Source organism: Sphingobium sp. AntQ-1, assembly GCF_028538045.1.
GTDB classification, from domain to species: Bacteria; Pseudomonadota; Alphaproteobacteria; order Sphingomonadales; family Sphingomonadaceae; genus Sphingobium; species Sphingobium cupriresistens.
The window spans coordinates 279,674-295,833 of record NZ_CP117159.1 but is presented as its reverse complement, the minus strand read 5'-3'; the positions used below and the strand labels follow the sequence as shown (position 1 = coordinate 295,833).

Here is a 16,160-nt window from a genome sequence, read left to right as displayed (position 1 = left end):
ATTACGTCAAGCCGAAGAACCAAGGAGAGTGACTATCATGCCTTCCCTTCCGATCGAGGACAGGATTGCATTGCAAGACCTGATCGCCGCCTATAGCTGGGCGCTCGATACCGGCGATGTCGACGGGCTGGTCGCCTGCTTCACGCACGATGCGCGCATGGTGGAGGAGGTGTTCGACGATCCCGACATCTGGGAAGGGCATGAGGGAATTCGCGGCATCGCCGAACATTATCGCAATGCGCCGGGCTTTCCGGGTCGCCAGCATCATGTGACGCAGGTTCAATATACGGCTCAGGCGGACGGCAGTTGCAAGATGCGCGGCTTCGCCTTCGTCACCGAATGCGAGGGCGAGCCGCCCTATCTGCTGCGCTTTGCCGGCTGGTATGACGATCATGCGGTGAAGGGCGCGGACGGCCAGTGGCGCTTCCTACGCCGCACCGTGCGATTGTGGGATGGCGAAGTGTTGAAGAATTTCCCCGGTCGGGGGAAGTGGGCGCCCCGCAAGCGGCCGGATTCGCTGATTATCCGGCGGTAATTGACGTACCACACTTCACATGAGAACCGTTCGCCCTGAGCGAAGGCGGAGGGCTCGTCAGAGCGGAGCGAAGACATTTCGCTGCGCTCAATGACCGGCTTCGATTTCGCGCAGCCCGAACGAACTTAGGTCAACGGCGGGTCATCATCCAACTGAGCGCGGGCAGAGCCGGGCTAGCGGGCGCGACGGCGCACTGGCCGATCTTGTCCAGCGCCAGTTCGGCAAAGGCTTCGGGCCATGCCGCATCGGAGAATTGCGCCAGCGCGCCGATAGTGACGCCGTCCGGTGCGCAGTTCGCAGTTATAAGCCCACCCCTGCCATGCCGCACCAGCGCCACGCGGAGATAGCCCGCTTCGGCCGCGATCTCGCCGACCAGCAGTTCGTCACTCCGCCGCGTCACGGCGAAGATCGCCGTCGGGGCGGCCGCCAGCAAATCGCGCATCTGGCGCACCCGGTCGCCCTCCAGCGCCACCGCCTTTCCGCCCAGCAGTTGCGCCCGCGCAGCGAAGCGGCGCCCGGCCGCCAATTGGGCATCGTGCAGCAGGAGCGGCAGCGTAGCCGCCTCCGCCCGTCCGCCAGCCAGCGCCGCCGACGCCACGGCCGCGCTCGCGAGAAAGACCCTTCGTGATACGCCGTTCATGGCTTCGCCCCCTTGGCCAGATGCTCGGCGATCTGCCGCAACTCGGCGTCGCTCGCCTCGCCCCGCGGGATGGCGGGCATGTTCCCGAGCCCCATGCGGGCGGCCTGCACGACATAGTCGGCGGTCAGGTCGGTACGCTTTTCCAGCAAGGGCTGGTCGGTGCGTCGCGCCAGCAGGCCCGTACCCATGCCGCCCGGCGCATGGCACATGGCGCATTTCGTCAGATAGAGTTGCTCGCCCGGCGTGGCTTGTGGTCGTGACGAGAGCGTTTCGGGCGCGGGCAAAGGCGGCGGCCCCTTGGGCGCCTGCGTCGGCGTTTCGCTCGCCCGGCCGCAAGCCGCGCCCGCCAACATCAATGCAGCGCCCACCAGCGCGATCATCCCCCGGCGCATCAGCCCTGTCCTCCCGACTGGCTGCTGGGCCAGATGCCGCTCTTCCCCGGCGCGATCACGCCCCTGGGATCGAGCGCATCCTTCACCTTGCGGTTGAGCTGCCCCAGCGCGTTCTTGTTGAAATCATAGGTGCCTGCGACCGCGTCCATATAGTCGAGATGGGTCCGATATTCGCCATAGCCTTGGCGCTTGGCGTCAGAGATCAGATGTTTGAGAAAGGGATCGACCCGGCCCATCAGGTCCGCATCATCCTTGTTGATCAGCACCGCGTTCACATTGATGAGGTGGCGTTCGCCAAAGGCGAAGCTGGCCTGATAATCCATGCCATATTCCTTGTAGCGGGCGTAGGTGCGCTGAAACTGGGCCTGCGCCGCGGCGCCCGATTGCGGCAGGATCGGCGAGAAGCCGATATGCCCGCCGCGCCCGCCATGCCAGTTGGCGTTCTGCATCGGCATGGTGAGCGGCGTGCCGGTCCATCCGGTCGCCTCCAGCGGTTCGCCCGTCTTCCACACGGTCGGGCGTAGGGACATGGGTTTGAGCTTGCCCAGTTCGTGCTCAAGAATCGCATAGGCCGCCTTGTTGACCGACTCCCGGCCGTAAAGCCGCAGGCTCACCCCCCACCAGCCGACGTTGAATTTCTTGCGAATCGCCGCGATCACATCGTCGGGCAGCGCGCCGGGCTTGTCGGTCCACTGGTCGCGGGTCGTCACCACGGCGGCGGCGCGCAACCAGTTGCCGATGGTGGGCGACTGCTGCAACAGTCCTTCGCGGCGCAGCGGCGCGATCGCGTCGATCAACGGCCCCAAATCCTCCGGCCGGTCGAATTCCAGATCCATGCCCATCAGCGATTCCGGCGCGGGCATCAGCCACAGACCCATTTTGGTGACGATGCCGAAATTGGACTGGACGAACATCTGGTCCCAGCCGGGGCCGAAGCCGAAGCGATAGAGTTGCCAGGTCGGCGCGCCGTCCAGTGCGCCCATGCCGGTGCGCACGACCAGGCCATCGGCCATCACGGCTTCCACGCCGCAGATGCGCGTCGCATGTTCGCCATAGGGGGTATAGCCCATGCCCCGGTCCAGCGCATTGCCGACCACCGATCCCCAGCTGTTGCCGGGCACCGAAAGCCAATGTTTCATGCCCCTCGACTTCAGGAAATCGTAGAGGTCGTAGAAGCCAACGCCCGGCTCCAGCAGCACCGTGCCGTTCGCCTCGTCATAGTCGATCTTTTTCATCCGGCTGAGGTCCAGCACCACAGATCCCGCCGACAACGGCGCGGAACCGCCATAGCCCAGATTTTTGCCCCGGCTGATCGGCCAGAGCGCGATGCCGCGGTCAGCGGCGATGCGGACGATCGCCTGGATTTCCTCGACCGTGGCCGGAGCGACCGCACCGGCGGGGTGGTGGCGCGCGTCGTCGATCGCGAACTTGTCCTGATAGCTGGCCTGATCGACCTCATCGAAAAAGACATGATCCTTGCCGACGATCGCCCCAAAGGCGGCGATGATGGCGGGCGCTATCGCCGCCGCTGTCTTGCCCTTCACATCCATCTCACCTCACTCGCCAGTCATGCCAGCTTATTAATAACGATCGTTATCGTTAAAAGATATGCCAGACGAGTCAAGCGGACTGCCAGAGCCATGTGCAAAAAGCGCTTGCCTATCCTGATCCTCAGATTGTATGCCTATGATACATATTGCGCAGGAGCAGGAAGATGGAAGAGCAGGACGTCGTTTCCGTACATGTCGAAAACCGGATCGCCTGGGTGAATTTCGCGCGGCCGGCCAAGCGCAACGCGATGAGCCCGACGCTCAACCGGCGCATGATGGAGGTGCTGGACGAACTGGAATATCGCGACGATGTCGGCGTGCTGGTGCTGGGCGGCGAAGGCGCCGCCTGGTCGGCGGGCATGGACCTGAAGGAATATTTCCGCGAAACCGAAGCCAAGGGCCTGCGTGGCGTGCGCAAGTCGCAGGCGGAAAGCTATGGCTGGTTCCGCCGCCTGCGCTGGTTTCACAAGCCGACCATCGCCATGGTCAATGGCTGGTGTTTTGGCGGCGGCTTCGGCCCGCTCTTCGCCTGCGACCTCGCCATCTGCGCGGACGAGGCCCAGTTCGGCCTGTCGGAGATCAACTGGGGCATCCTGCCCGGCGGCGGCGTGACCAAGGTGGTGGTCGACCTGCTGCCGATGCGCGACGCCATGTGGCTGACGCTGACCGGCGACCTGATCGACGGCAAGGCCGCGTCCACCATGCGGCTGGTCAATGAGAGCGTCCCGCTGGAGCAGCTCAAGGCGCGCACGACGCAGGTCGCCGAAATGCTGCTGAGCAAGAATCCGGTGGCGCTGAAATTCGCCAAGGATGCCGTCCGCCGCGTGGGCACCATGACCTATGACGAGGCGGAAGATTATCTGGTCCGGATGCAGGAAGCCGCCAACTTCCACGACAAGAGCGAAGGCCGCAAGGAAGGCATCCGGCAGTTCATCGACGAGAAGAGCTACAAGCCGGGTCTGGGCGCCTATGATCTGAGCAAGGCGAAGACCGAGGCCTGAAGCCGGTGGGATCAGGCCGCGGCCTGACCCCATCTCCCGCCCAGCGCCCGGAACAGGTCGACCTGCGCAAAGGACAGGGCGCGGGTCGCGGTCGCCAGATCGGCCTCGGCGCTCGCCAGCGTGCGTTGCGCGTCCAGCACCGTCAGGAAATCGATCTGCCCCTCGCGCTGCCGCGCCAGGCTGATCCGGGCGGCGCGCGCCGCTTCGTCCCGCGCCAGACCCAGCGTCCGCGCCCGCTCGATCGCATGGGCGTAGGCCGACAAGGCGCGTTCGCTTTCCTCCAGCGCCTGTAGCACCGTACCATCGAAGGTCGCCAGCGAGGCCGCGCCGTCGGCCTTCGCCGCGCCGATCCGCGCCCGGATCGCTTCCGTGTTGGGGAAGGCCCAGCTGATGAGCGGTCCCAGCACCCAGTTCAACGGCCCGCCGCCCAGCAGGTTGCCGCCACCCAGCGCCGTGGTGCCGACCGATCCGCCCAGCGTTATGCGGGGATAGAGGTCCGCCGTCGCTACGCCGATCCGCGCCGTGTCCGCCGCCAGCCGCCGTTCGGCCGCGCGCACATCCGGCCGCCGCGCCAGCAGCGCCTGGCCGTCGCCGACCGGGATCGGCTGGGCCAGTTGCGGCGTGCGGGTCGCCGCGCGTAGGCTGTCGGGCAATTGCTGCGGCGTCCGCCCGGTCAGCGTCGCCAGCCGGAACAGCGCCGCATCCCGATCCGCGGCCAGCGCCGGGATCGTCGCCTTTTGCTGTTCGCGCAGCGCGGTCACACGGATCACGTCCAGCCGATCAGACCGACCGACTTCGAATCGCGCGCCGGTGATGCGGATCGACTGGTCGAGCAGCGCCACCGTCCGTTGCGCCACGGCCAGCCGTTCGGCCGTGGCGGTGACGTCGAGATAGGCGCGCACCGTGTCGGCGATCACCGCGACGCGCACGCCGTCGGCATCCGCCTGCACCGCCGCCAGGTCGCCGCGCGCCGCTTCGACGCCGCGCTTCACCCGGCCGAACAGATCGACTTCATAGGAGACGTCGAGCCCGCCATCGAGCACCCAATTTTCCCGGTCTATGCCCGGCAGCGACTGCGCCGCCGACGTCCGGTTATAGGTGCCGGACGCGCCGAGGCTGGTCTGCGGCAGACGATCCGACTTCGCGCCGCGCAGCGACGCCCGCGCCCGCTCGATCCGCGCCACCGCAACGCGGATGTCGGTGTTGGCGGCCAGCGCGTCCCCGACGAGCGTGTCGAGCAGCGGATCGCCATAGAGCGTCCACCAGCGATCCTGCACGGCGGCCGTGCTGACCGCCGCGCCGGTCGCGCCGATGAAGGGCGCGGCCGCCGTTGTCGGGGTAGCGGGCGGCTGATAGTCCGGCCCGGCGGCGCAGGCGGTGAGCGCACTCGCGCCGAGCAGGAGAGCGATGAAGGTCCGGGTCATATCTCTGTTCCTCATTCGGCCGGTTGCAAGGCAGCGTCGGCCTCTGGACGCCGGCGGCGGGCGAAACGATCGCCCAGCGCGCGGCACACGACATAGAAGGTGGGGGTGAAGAGCAAGCCGAAGGCGGTCACACCGGCCATGCCGAAGAACACCGCCGTCCCCAGCGCCTGCCGCAGCTCGGCGCCCGCGCCGGTCGCGATCACCAGCGGCACCGCGCCGAGGATGAAGGCGAAGCTGGTCATCAGGATCGGGCGCAAGCGGGTCTGCGCCGCCTGTACCGCGGCCTCCACCGGCGACAGTCCCTGTTCCTCCTCCGCCTGCTTGGCGAATTCCACCACAAGAATGGCGTTCTTGGCGGCAAGGGCGATCAACACGACCAGGCCGATCTGCGTCAGGATATTATTGTCCATGCCCCGCAGGTTGATGCCCAGCATCGCGGCGAACAGGCACATCGGCACGATCAGGATGATCGCCAGCGGCAAGGTCAGGCTTTCATATTGCGCCGCCAGCACCAGGAAGACGAAGAAGACGGCCATGCCGAAGACGATGCCGGCGGTGTTGCCCGCGCTCTTCTGTTGATAGGCGATGCCGGTCCATTCGCTGGCATAGCCTTCGGGCAGCGCCGCGCTCATCTTGTCGATGGTCGTGAGCGACTGGCCGGACGAATAGCCGGGCGCCGTGTCGCCATCGACCTCCGCCGCGGGCATCAGATTATAGCGCACCACGCGATAGGGGCCGGTCTTGTCGCGGAAGGTGGCGACGGACCCGATCGGCACCATGCCCCCGGCGTTCGACCGGGTCTTGAGGTTGGCGATATCCGCCACGGTGCCGCGATGCTGCGCATCCGCCTGCGCGGTGACGCGATAGGTGCGGCCGAGCAGGTTGAAGTCGTTGACGAAAGCGGACCCCAGATAGACCTGCATCGCTTCGAACACGCGCTCCGGCGGGACGCCGAGCAGGTCGGCCTTGGCGCGGTCGACATCGGCGTAGATGCGCGGCGTGCTGACGTCGAACAGCGTGTAGATCATCGACAGGCCGGGAGTCTGGTTCGCCTTGGCGATGAAGTCCTGCGCGACCTTGTTCAGTTCGGCATAGCCACGATCCTGCCGGTCCTCCAGCATGATGCGATAGCCGCCGGCCGATCCGATGCCCTGGATGACGGGCGGCGGCACCAGCAGGATGCGCGCCTTGTCATAGCCGGCCATCGCCTTGTTCGCCTGCTCCATGATCCCGGCATAGGTGACACCCTCCGCCTTGCGTTCGGCAAAGCTCTTGAAGGGGAAGTAGATCGCCGCCGAATTGGGCGCCGCGGTCTGCGACGGGCCATGGAAGCCGGCGAACATCACCGCGCCGCGCAGCCCCTTGATCGGCAGGATCTTGTCCGCGACCTCGCGCGTCACCTTGTCGGTGCGTTGGAGCGACGCGCCCGAAGGCAGTTGCACCACGGCCAGGAAATAGCCCTGGTCCTGGGACGGGATGAAGCCTGCGGGCGTCACCCAGAACAGGCCCGCCGTCGCCACGATCAGCCCGGCATAGGTCGCCAGCATCTTTTTGGGGCGAGCAACCAGCCAGCGGGTGAGGCGCGCATAGCGCTCGCTCATCCGGTCGAAACCAGTGTTGAAGCCATCCACCACCACGCCCAGCTTCTGCCGCCAGAGCGGGTCGTTGCTGCGGTCGCGCGGGCCATGTTTGGCATGCAGCAGCAAAGCGGCTGCGGCGGGCGACAGGGTGAGCGAGAGGATCAGCGAGATGATCGTCGCGGTCGAAATGGTGACCGCGAACTGCTGGTAGAAGGCCCCGGAAATGCCGGTGATGAAGAGCGTCGGCACGAACACGGCGCACAGCACCAGCACGATCGCCACCAGCGCGCCCGACACTTCGTCCATCGACGTGCGCGCGGCCTCCAGCGGCGTCATGCCCCGACCGATATTGCGCTCGACATTCTCGACCACGACGATCGCGTCATCGACGACGATGCCGATCGCCAGCACCAGCCCGAACAGGGACAGGTTGTTGAGCGAATAGCCCAGGCCCGCCAGGATCGTCGCCGTGCCGATCAGCGATACCGGGATGGCGATGATCGGGATGATCGCCGCGCGCCAGTTCTGGAGGAAGACGAGGATGACGAGCACCACCAGCAGCACCGCTTCCAGCAGCGTGTGATAGACCGCGTCGATCGACTGGCTGATGAATTCGGTCGGGTTGTAAATGACGCTATATTCCAGCCCCTTGGGGAAGCGCTGGGAAAGTTGGTCCATCTCCGCCTTCACATGCTCGGCCGCGTCGAGCGCGTTGGAGCCGGGGCGCTGCATCACCGCGATGACGACGGTGGGCTTGCCCGACAGATAGGTGTTGATCGCATAATCCTGCGCGCCCAGCTCGACACGCGCGACGTCGCGGACGCGCACCTGGCGCCCGTCGGCATCGCTGCGGATCACGATATTGGCGAACTGGTCGGGCGATGTCAGGCGGCCCTGCATCTCGACGCCGAGCTGGAAGGCTTCGCCCCGGTCGTAAGGGGGCTGGCCGATCGCACCAGCCGATACCTGGACGTTCTGCGCGCGCAGCGCCGACACGATCTCGCCCGCGGTCAGGTCCATCGCGGCGGCGCGGCCGGGATCGATCCAGACGCGCATCGCATAGTCGCGCGACCCGAACAGTTGCACATCGCCGACGCCGTCGAGGCGGGCCAGCCGGTCGCGCACCTGCGTCAGCGCATAGTTGGACAGGTAATTGCGGTCGAACGTGCCGTCGGGCGACTGGAGATTGACCACCATCAGGAATTCGGGCGTCGTCTTGCGCGTCACCACACCCAGCCGCTGCACCTCTTCGGGCAGGCGGGGCACGGCGACGGCGACGCGGTTCTGGACCAGCACCTGCGCGGCGTCGAGGTCGGTGCCGATCTTGAAGGTGACGGTGATCGTCACCTTGCCATCGCCGGTCGACTGGCTGCTTTGATAAAGCATATCGTCGACGCCGTTGATTTCCTGCTCGATCGGCGCGGCCACGGTCGACGCGACCGTTTCGGCGGATGCGCCGGGATATTGGGCGGAAACCGTGACCGTAGGGGGCACGATGTCGGGATATTGGCTGACCGGCAGGCCGATAAAGGCCAGCGCACCAATGACGGTGATGACCACCGCGATAACAGCGGCGAAGATCGGCCGGTCGATGAAAAAGCGCGAGAAACGCATCGGGCAAGTCCTTTGCGAAAAGCAAAAGGGAGGCCGCACGATCCAACGGGTCGGATCGTGGGCAGGAATGTTCGCCGAAAGAGGCGGTTGTTACCGCTCGAAGGTCGCCTGCGACGCGACCGGCACGGCCCCGTCGGTCGGCGTGATCGGCGCGGCGACGGCCCTGATCGACGCCCCACGGGTCGCGACCTTCGCACCGGGCATGGCCGCCTGGACATTGGCCACGACCACCTTGTCCTGTGGCGACAGGCCCGAACGAATGATCCGCAGCCCGTCGACCAGCGGCCCAAGCTGCACCGGCTTGGCGGCGACGACATCGTCGCGGCCGACCACCAGCACCGTCTTGAGCGCCTGGTCGGACTGGATCGCCTCGTCCGGGACGAGCAGGGCGTTGACCTTCCCGCCGCTGGACAGGCGCATATTGCCGAACAGACCGGGCGTCAGGAACAGGTCGGGATTGCTGAGCACGGCGCGTCCGCGAATGGTGCCCGACCGCGGGTCCAACCCATTATCGGTGAAGTCGAGGCGCCCCTTCCAGCGATAATCGGATTCGTCCTGCAGGCGGATTTCGACTTCGCCGCCATGGCCATCCGCATGATCCCGCTGCGACTTCAGGAACAGCGCTTCGGATGCGTCGAAGCTGAAATAGATGGGATCGAGCGCATTGATGGTGGTGAGCAGGCTGGCGCCCGCTCCTTCGGCTCCCGACACCAGATTGCCGATATCGACCTTCCGGTCGGACACACGGCCCGAAATCGGGGCGCGGATCAGGGTGAATTCCACGTCCAGCGCGCGGGTCCGGGCGCGGGCGTCGGCCGCGGCCAGTGCCGCCTGCGCCGCTTGCAGGCGGGCGCGCAGCGTATCGATCTCGCTGGCCGATACCGCTTCATCGCCGTTCAGGCGCTGGACGCGGGCATAATCGGCCTGCGCCAGCCGCAGCCCGCTGCGCGCGCTGGCGACGTTGGCGCGGGCTTCGGCCAGCGCCGCGAGGAAAGGCCGCTGGTCGAGGGTGAAGAGCAACTGGCCCTGGCGCACGATATCGCCGTCTCGGAAGTGGATCGCCGTCACCGGACCCGACACGCGCGGCCGGACATCGACCGTCTGGCTGGGGGCGAAGCGACCGACATAATCGTCCCACTGGACCACCTGCCGCATCAGCGGCGCGGCGACCCCCACGGTCACCACCGGCGCGGCCGCCTGCGCCTGCGGCTGTCCCGCATATTTCCAGCTTACGCCAACAACGATCGCCAGCGCCAGCGCGGCCCAGGCGACATGCCGGCCGCTCCAGCGCTTGCCCGCCTTTTCCGCACGGATTTCACCGGCCGGCGCGTCCGCGTCGATCTTTGTGATCATGTTCATGCGACAGTCCCCTTGATGCTGTGGCGCGCGGCGGTGATCGCGGAAAGGAGCAGTTCAAGCTGCCCTTCGCTGAAACCCGCGTCGCGGAAATCGGTGATGGCGGACGGGCGAACGGCAAAGCCATTATGCCAGCCTTCCACGGCGAGCCGGCGCAGCGCTTCCAACCGCGTGCTGGCGAGCCGGAAATGCGGTTGCGGCCCGAAGACCATGGTCTTGATCCGCCCCCAAAGGCCCGGTTCGCGCAGCGATGCCAGGCCATCGCCGCGCGCCAGTTGCACGATTTGCCATTCGGTCGGCGAAAAGCCGGTGGCGGTCGCCTTGATACGGTCGCGCACGACAGACAAGGCGATGCCGTCCCCCACCGCGAGCAGCGGTTGGGCAAAATCGATATAGGCCATGATATTCGTCCCCTGATTGCGCGCTTGATGGCCGCGCCATCCGTTTGGGATGAGCGGGACCGTCTCCCGAACCGCGGTGGGATCGGAATGCGCAGCGCCATACGGAACAGGGCGTTCGCCCCGTCCGGCATGACCAGATATTGATGCAGATGCGGCGCGCCGAAGCTGCCGTTAAGTCGATGTCACTCGCCTAATAGATAAACAAATATTGGACATGGAACCTCCTTCGAGGCTGCGCCTCAACCGGATTTCATACTTATCGGTATATAATGCGATGCAGCATATCGTCAACCGCTTTCTGTACCGATTGGTAAAAATTTATGAATTGGCACTGAACGACGCGGAACGGCTCAGACGGTGGGCCACATCGCCATGGTGGTTTCGACCAATTGTTCCAGTTGCGCGGGCGTCGCCCCGCCGCTGGCTTGCACGCCCATGCCCTGAATGACCGCGGTCAGATAGGTCGCGATCGCGGCCGGTTCGACACCGGCAGGCAGGTCGCCTTCGGCCTTGGCGCGCTCCAGCCGTTCAACCAGCGCCTTGTCAGAAGAGGCGCGACGCGCGATCACGTCGGTCTTGATCGAGTCGGCCTGGGTGGTGCAGGCGACCATGCTGATGACGCCCAGACAGGCGCGCGGATCGCTGCCGCCGGTCTGGATTTGCAGCGTGCCGCGCAGCAACCGTTCAGCCACACCCCGCGCGGTGGGCGCATCAAGGGCGGAGCGCATATAACAGAGCTTGTCGCGCTCATACAGATCCAGCGCCTTGTGAAACAAAGCTTCCTTGTTGCCGAAACAGGCGTAGAGGCTGGGCTTGGTGATGCCCATCGCCTCGGTCAGTTCGGCCAGCGACGCGCCCTCATAGCCGCGGGTCCAAAAGACCTGGAGCGCGGCCGACAGGGCTTCCTCAGGATCGAATTCCCTGGGGCGTCCTCTCGTTACGGGTTCGGCTGCCATTTTCATACCGATCGGTATATAGGCATGGCGGCGCGATTGTCCAGATGCTGCGCTCCCCCGACGGGGGATCGATTCACGTTTATGATATACCCATATTCGTGAATTTATGGCACTTGTCTCTCGTTCAAGGGAGAGAGATGCATGTCCATAGCCACCACCCATGTCGGCAGCCTGCCGCGCGGCGACGCGCTGACCCCGCTGCTGCTGGCCCGCGACAAGGGCGAACCCTATGACGCCGCCGCGTTCGACACGGCCGTTCAGCAGGCGGTGACGGACGCGGTCGCGGCGCAGATCGACGCGGGCGTGTCGATCGTCAGCGACGGCGAGTTGGGGAAGGTCGGCTATTCCACCTATATGATCGAGCGTCTGTCGGGATTTGGCGGGCATATCGATCGCAAGGTCGCGGCCGACCTCGCTCCGCTGCCCGAACTGCGGCAGAAGCTGGCGGCGATCATGGGGAGCCAGGAATTCACCCGCGCATCCTGCATCGGCCCGGTAAAGCTGGTGACGCTGGCGCCGCTGCACGACGACATTCGCCGTTTCAAGGCGGCGCTGGCCGGTCATGCCGGCGCCCGCGCCTTCATGAACGCCGCGTCCCCCGGCCTCATCACCGCTTTCCAGGTCAACCGCCATTATCCTAGCCACGAAGCCTATCTGGCCGATCTGGTCGATGCGATGCGGGAGGAATATGAGACGATCGTCGCGGCGGGATTCGACCTGCAGCTCGATTGCCCCGACCTCGCCATGTCGCGCCACACCGGTTATCAGGATGCGAGCGACGAGGAGTTCATCAGGATCGCCGCCGCCAATGTCGAAGCACTGAATGCCGCGACCGCCAATATCCCCGCGGACCGGATGCGGATGCATATCTGCTGGGGCAATTATGAAGGGCCGCACGATCACGACATTCCGCTGGAGAAGGTGATCGACATCATATTGGCCGCCCGCCCGGCGACCGTCTTGTTCGAAGGGGCCAATCCGTGCCACGAACATGAATGGACGGTGTGGCGCGACGCCAAAGTGCCGGGCGACAAAATCCTTGCCCCCGGTCTGATCGACACCTGTTCCAACTATGTCGAGCATCCCGAACTGATCGCCCAGCGGATCGCGCGTTTCGCCGGGATCGTCGGCAAGGACCGGGTGATCGCCAGCACCGATTGCGGCTTCGGCACCTTCGCCGGATATGGCAAGATCGACCCGGCGGTGACCTGGAAGAAGCTGCGGTCGCTACGCGCCGGCGCGGACCTGGCGGACGCGCGCCTGTGAGGTCGGCTGTGACAGGAGAGCAGCGCCGCGGAATCGAACAGGATTGCGCCCGTCTGGTTGCGCTCTACGCCAATCTGAATGACGCGGGGCGCTGGGCGGATGTCGCGGCGCTCTATGCGCCCGATGGCCGCATGGCGCGCCCGACTGCGCCAGACGAGTGGACGGAGGGGCGCGACGCGATCCTCGCCGCTTTCCTCGCCCGGCCGGCGCGGACGACGCGGCATGTCTGCTCCAATGTCGTCATCGACGTCCTGAGCGACAGCGAAGCGACGGGGGAAAGCGCAATGCTGTTGTTCACAGGCGAGGGCGCGCCGAAAGTCGGTTCCTTTCACGACCGTTTCGTGCGCATAGAGGCGGGCTGGCGCTTTGCCGAAAGGCGGGGCAGTCTTACGTTTTAAACAGGGGTTCGCTGGCTCATGAATGGCACCACGCCGTCCACCGTCAAATCGGCGATGCGCACCATCGACATCATCGAATATGTCGTGGCGCGCCCGGCAGGGGTGGTAGCGCAGGAGATCGCCGCCGGCCTGGCGATCCCGGTCAGCAGCTTGTCCTACCTGCTCGCGACGCTGGCGGAGCGCCACTATCTGACCCGCGAAGGGCGGCGCTATCTGCCGGGGCCAGCGCTGGAACGGCTGGCGTCGCCGCGCATCGCCATGTCGCTGGCCGACAAGGTCCGGCCGCTGGTCAAGTCGCTGCGGTTGCAGATGAACGAGACGGCGTCCTTCTTCATCCGCGACGGCTGGCATCTGGAGGCGATCGTGACCGAGACGGCGGAACAGTCGCTCCGCTATTCGATCAGCGTGGGCACGCGCAGCCCGCTCCATTGCCTGGCCGCGGGCAAGGCGCTGCTCGCCACCATGGCCGATGCCGAGCTGGACGGTTATTTCGCGCAGGCGCGGCTGGAAAGCTTCACCCCCAGCAGCATTACCGATGAAGCCCAGTTGCGGGCGGAACTGGCGGAGATCCGCGCCACCGGCATCGGCCGCACCCGCGAGGAATATACGCCGGGCATCTGCGGCCTGGGCATGGCGGTGATGGTGGACGATGTGGCGGTCGGCGCCTTTGCCCTGGCGATCCCCGTGCCGCGCTTCACCGCCGAAGTCGAAGGACGGACCATCGCCAAGCTGGAGCAGGCCGTGAGCCTGTTCACCGCTGCGGAGATGCCGGCGGTTTGAGCAACGGCGCGTCATGATCGCGACAGGGTGGTGAAGGGGGACGCCTTTCGGCATCCCCCGTCCCCTCCCGCTCAGGAGATGAGCTTATCAGGCGGCCTTGGTGCGCCAGCCGTCGGCGTAGTTGTCGCGGGCGGCTTCCGAATAAGGGACCGAGGAGACGATCGCCTTGATTTCGGTCTGGACGTGCGGCTCGACGGTCGGCTTGCTCGTGCCGCCATTGGGTTCGCCCCACAGCAAAGTCACCTCGGTGCCGGGTGCGGCGAATTCCGCATCGACCATCGCCAGCGCCAGGAAGCGGCCGGCGTTGATGGTGTAGCCGATCCAGGTCGACAGGCCGACGGTCTTCCCGTCCTTGAGCACCGCATCATAGGGGTGCATACAATAGACGGCGCTGGGGAATTCGAGGAACTTCGCCTTGTCGCCGGTCTGGAGCATCGAGCTCATGACGCGGACGATATCCTCATTGTCCAGAGCCAGCGTCACCTTTTGACGATGCGGCTGATCCTTGATCTTCTCCAACGCTTCGCGGCCGACGAAATCATGGTCGAACTTGACCATGATGCCATAGCCCAGCTCCCACGGATTGAGGTAATAATCCTCGATCTTGTCCGAGACGAAGCTGCCGCCGAGCGAGCATTTGCCCTCATAGCTGTTTTCGCCGATCCATTCGCGGAAGCCCTTCGAGCCTTCGCCGGTGTAGGTGGCGGGCAGCGGCGAGGGAATCCAGCCCGATTCCAGCGTGTTGGACGAATAGGTGCGTCCACCGCAGAGCGTCAGGCCATAATCCTTGCCCGCTTCGATCAGGGCGTTGCGGACAGTGTCATAATCCTTCCAGGGACCAAACAGCTCGTAGCCCGGCTGGCCGGCCATGCCGTGGCGTAGCGCGCGCACTTCAACGCCGGCGATGTTGATCGGCGCCATATGGAAGAATTTGAGGTCCGGCGGGGTCTGGCCCATCGCCTTTTCCAGCACCGGCATGGCGTTCGGCCCCTGCAACTGGAAGCGATAGTTGCGGCGATAGCCTTGACTGTCGAGCGGGCGGGCAGCGGTGCGCTCGTCGCGTTCCACCTTGACGTCCCACTTGCCGGTCGACGCCCAATATTCGACCCACTCGATCGAGGGGGCGCGGCCGACCAGTTCGAACTTTTCTTCTTCCAGATAGAAGAGGATGACGTCGCCGATCACATAGCCTTCGGGCGTGACCGGGGCGAACTGCTTGGCGCGGTTCGGCACGAAGCCCTTGAAGCTGTTGGGGGCGAGGTAGGACAGCATGTCGAACGCGCCGGGGCCGGTGACGAGCAGGTCGACCATGTGGAAGCTCTGGTTGAACAGAACCGAGCTTTCCGCCCAACTGCGCTGTTCGTCGCGCCAATTGCTATATTCGCCCGGAACGCCCGGATAGACGTTGGGACCAACCTGCTGGTTACGCAGGAATTCGACGATGTCGCCCTTTTCATCGAGCAGCTGTTGCAGGGTCTTGTCAGTCATTCAAACCTCTCCTTCGACTTGATCTGGAAGTGTGCGAAAATCTGGCGCGGGCGGCTTGGCGAGCCATTCCCGCACTTGTCTGTTGAACGCCCGCGGCGCTTCGGCAGGCATCATATGGCCCGCCCCTTCGACCACGCGCAGTTGCGCGTGGGGGATAGCGGCGGCGATGGATATATGCTGGGCGACCGGGGACCATTGGTCCTGGCGGCCGACCATGGCGACGGTCGGGCAGGTGATCGTCGGCAGCAGCGCATCGACCGAGGGGCGATGCAGCAGCGCTTCGATCTGCGCTTCGAAGGTGGGCAGGCCGGCGGCGACGGCCATGGCGTAAAGCGCGTCCATCAGGGCTTCGTTGCGCAGGGCGGCGAAGCCCATCATTGGGGGTAGCCATTCGCCGACCAAGGCGCTCATCCCTTGCGCGCGGCCGATGTCGCGCAGCCGGTAGCGGCTTTCGCGCTCGCCGGGCCTGACCGGATGGACGCCAGTGTCGACCAGCGCCAGCCGTTCCACGCGATGCGGCGCCTTGCGCACCACTTCCAATGCTATCCGCGCGCCCATTGAATGGCCCAGCAAGGCGCAGCGGTCGGGCATATGGGCGATCGCATAATCGGCCATCGCCTCGATTCGGTTGCGACCAGCGTAAAAACCATCGACCACGACGCTGCCAGGGAAGACAGCCAGCGTTTCGCCAAACATGCGGGAATCGCACAGCAATCCAGGCAGGATCAGGAGGGGGGCGCCGACATCGCGATCTGATGATTTCGCATCCATGAATATTT

Annotated in this window: 15 protein-coding genes; 5 read left to right on the top strand and 10 right to left on the bottom strand. The window is 65.4% G+C overall.

Annotation, left to right across the window (positions count from 1 at the left end):
* Positions 1 to 37 precede the first annotated feature (37 nt).
* On the top strand, positions 38 to 535 hold the full coding sequence (locus tag sphantq_RS20215; RefSeq protein WP_066609168.1) for a nuclear transport factor 2 family protein: 498 nt from the start codon (positions 38 to 40) through the stop codon (positions 533 to 535).
* A 130-nt stretch (positions 536 to 665) separates the two neighbouring features.
* Here the strand turns inward: sphantq_RS20215 and sphantq_RS20210 are convergent, their stop codons facing one another.
* The 3 genes from sphantq_RS20210 to sphantq_RS20200 are packed head-to-tail and all read right to left on the bottom strand — an operon-like array spanning position 666 to position 3,111.
* Complete coding sequence (locus sphantq_RS20210) at positions 666 to 1,175, bottom strand: hypothetical protein (protein WP_272800527.1); 510 nt, start codon at positions 1,173 to 1,175, stop codon at positions 666 to 668.
* Entirely contained in the window at positions 1,172 to 1,567 is a 396-nt protein-coding gene (locus sphantq_RS20205) for a c-type cytochrome (RefSeq protein ID WP_272800526.1), read from the bottom strand. The genes sphantq_RS20210 and sphantq_RS20205 overlap by 4 nt, the downstream gene beginning before the upstream one ends.
* Positions 1,567 to 3,111, bottom strand: a complete 1,545-nt coding sequence (locus sphantq_RS20200; protein ID WP_242496051.1) for an FAD-binding oxidoreductase — start codon at positions 3,109 to 3,111, stop codon at positions 1,567 to 1,569. The genes sphantq_RS20205 and sphantq_RS20200 overlap by 1 nt, the downstream gene beginning before the upstream one ends.
* Positions 3,112 to 3,281: 170 nt before the next feature.
* On the opposite strand from sphantq_RS20200, the gene sphantq_RS20195 reads away from it, so the two are divergent.
* Positions 3,282 to 4,118: a p-hydroxycinnamoyl CoA hydratase/lyase gene (locus tag sphantq_RS20195; protein ID WP_129926866.1), complete on the top strand. Its 837-nt coding sequence runs from the start codon at positions 3,282 to 3,284 to the stop codon at positions 4,116 to 4,118.
* A gap of 11 nt (positions 4,119 to 4,129) precedes the next feature.
* Here sphantq_RS20195 and sphantq_RS20190 read toward each other — a convergent pair whose 3' ends face one another.
* The 5 genes from sphantq_RS20190 to sphantq_RS20170 all read right to left on the bottom strand — a co-directional run bounded on the left by sphantq_RS20190 (position 4,130) and on the right by sphantq_RS20170 (position 11,455).
* On the bottom strand, positions 4,130 to 5,542 hold the full coding sequence (locus sphantq_RS20190; protein WP_272800525.1) for an efflux transporter outer membrane subunit: 1,413 nt from the start codon (positions 5,540 to 5,542) through the stop codon (positions 4,130 to 4,132).
* An 11-nt stretch (positions 5,543 to 5,553) separates the two neighbouring features.
* The gene (locus sphantq_RS20185; protein ID WP_272800524.1) at positions 5,554 to 8,736 is read right to left on the bottom strand and encodes an efflux RND transporter permease subunit; all 3,183 of its coding nucleotides are present in this window, start codon (positions 8,734 to 8,736) and stop codon (positions 5,554 to 5,556) included.
* 90 nt (positions 8,737 to 8,826) lie between these two features.
* Positions 8,827 to 10,095, bottom strand: a complete 1,269-nt coding sequence (locus sphantq_RS20180; RefSeq protein WP_129926869.1) for an efflux RND transporter periplasmic adaptor subunit — start codon at positions 10,093 to 10,095, stop codon at positions 8,827 to 8,829.
* Positions 10,092 to 10,493 carry a hypothetical protein gene (locus sphantq_RS20175; RefSeq protein ID WP_066609160.1) on the bottom strand — a complete coding sequence of 134 codons (402 nt, stop codon included), beginning with the start codon at positions 10,491 to 10,493 and terminating at the stop codon, positions 10,092 to 10,094. The genes sphantq_RS20180 and sphantq_RS20175 overlap by 4 nt, the downstream gene beginning before the upstream one ends.
* 350 nt (positions 10,494 to 10,843) lie before the next feature.
* On the bottom strand, positions 10,844 to 11,455 hold the full coding sequence (locus sphantq_RS20170) for a TetR/AcrR family transcriptional regulator (protein ID WP_129926870.1): 612 nt from the start codon (positions 11,453 to 11,455) through the stop codon (positions 10,844 to 10,846).
* Positions 11,456 to 11,590: 135 nt separating this feature from the next.
* Between sphantq_RS20170 and sphantq_RS20165 the strand changes: the two genes are divergently transcribed.
* The 3 genes from sphantq_RS20165 to sphantq_RS20155 are packed head-to-tail and all read left to right on the top strand — an operon-like array spanning position 11,591 to position 13,893.
* Entirely contained in the window at positions 11,591 to 12,715 is a 1,125-nt protein-coding gene (locus tag sphantq_RS20165) for a cobalamin-independent methionine synthase II family protein (RefSeq protein WP_272800523.1), read from the top strand.
* Positions 12,716 to 12,723: 8 nt separating this feature from the next.
* Entirely contained in the window at positions 12,724 to 13,113 is a 390-nt protein-coding gene (locus tag sphantq_RS20160; RefSeq protein WP_272800522.1) for a nuclear transport factor 2 family protein, read from the top strand.
* 18 nt (positions 13,114 to 13,131) lie between these two features.
* Positions 13,132 to 13,893 carry an IclR family transcriptional regulator gene (locus sphantq_RS20155; protein ID WP_129926871.1) on the top strand — a complete coding sequence of 254 codons (762 nt, stop codon included), beginning with the start codon at positions 13,132 to 13,134 and terminating at the stop codon, positions 13,891 to 13,893.
* Positions 13,894 to 13,980: 87 nt separating this feature from the next.
* On the opposite strand, the gene desA is transcribed toward sphantq_RS20155, so the two are convergent.
* Positions 13,981 to 15,381, bottom strand: a complete 1,401-nt coding sequence (gene desA, locus sphantq_RS20150; protein WP_066609156.1) for a syringate O-demethylase — start codon at positions 15,379 to 15,381, stop codon at positions 13,981 to 13,983.
* The gene (locus tag sphantq_RS20145) at positions 15,382 to 16,152 is read right to left on the bottom strand and encodes an alpha/beta fold hydrolase (protein ID WP_066609155.1); all 771 of its coding nucleotides are present in this window, start codon (positions 16,150 to 16,152) and stop codon (positions 15,382 to 15,384) included.
* Positions 16,153 to 16,160 lie beyond the last annotated feature (8 nt).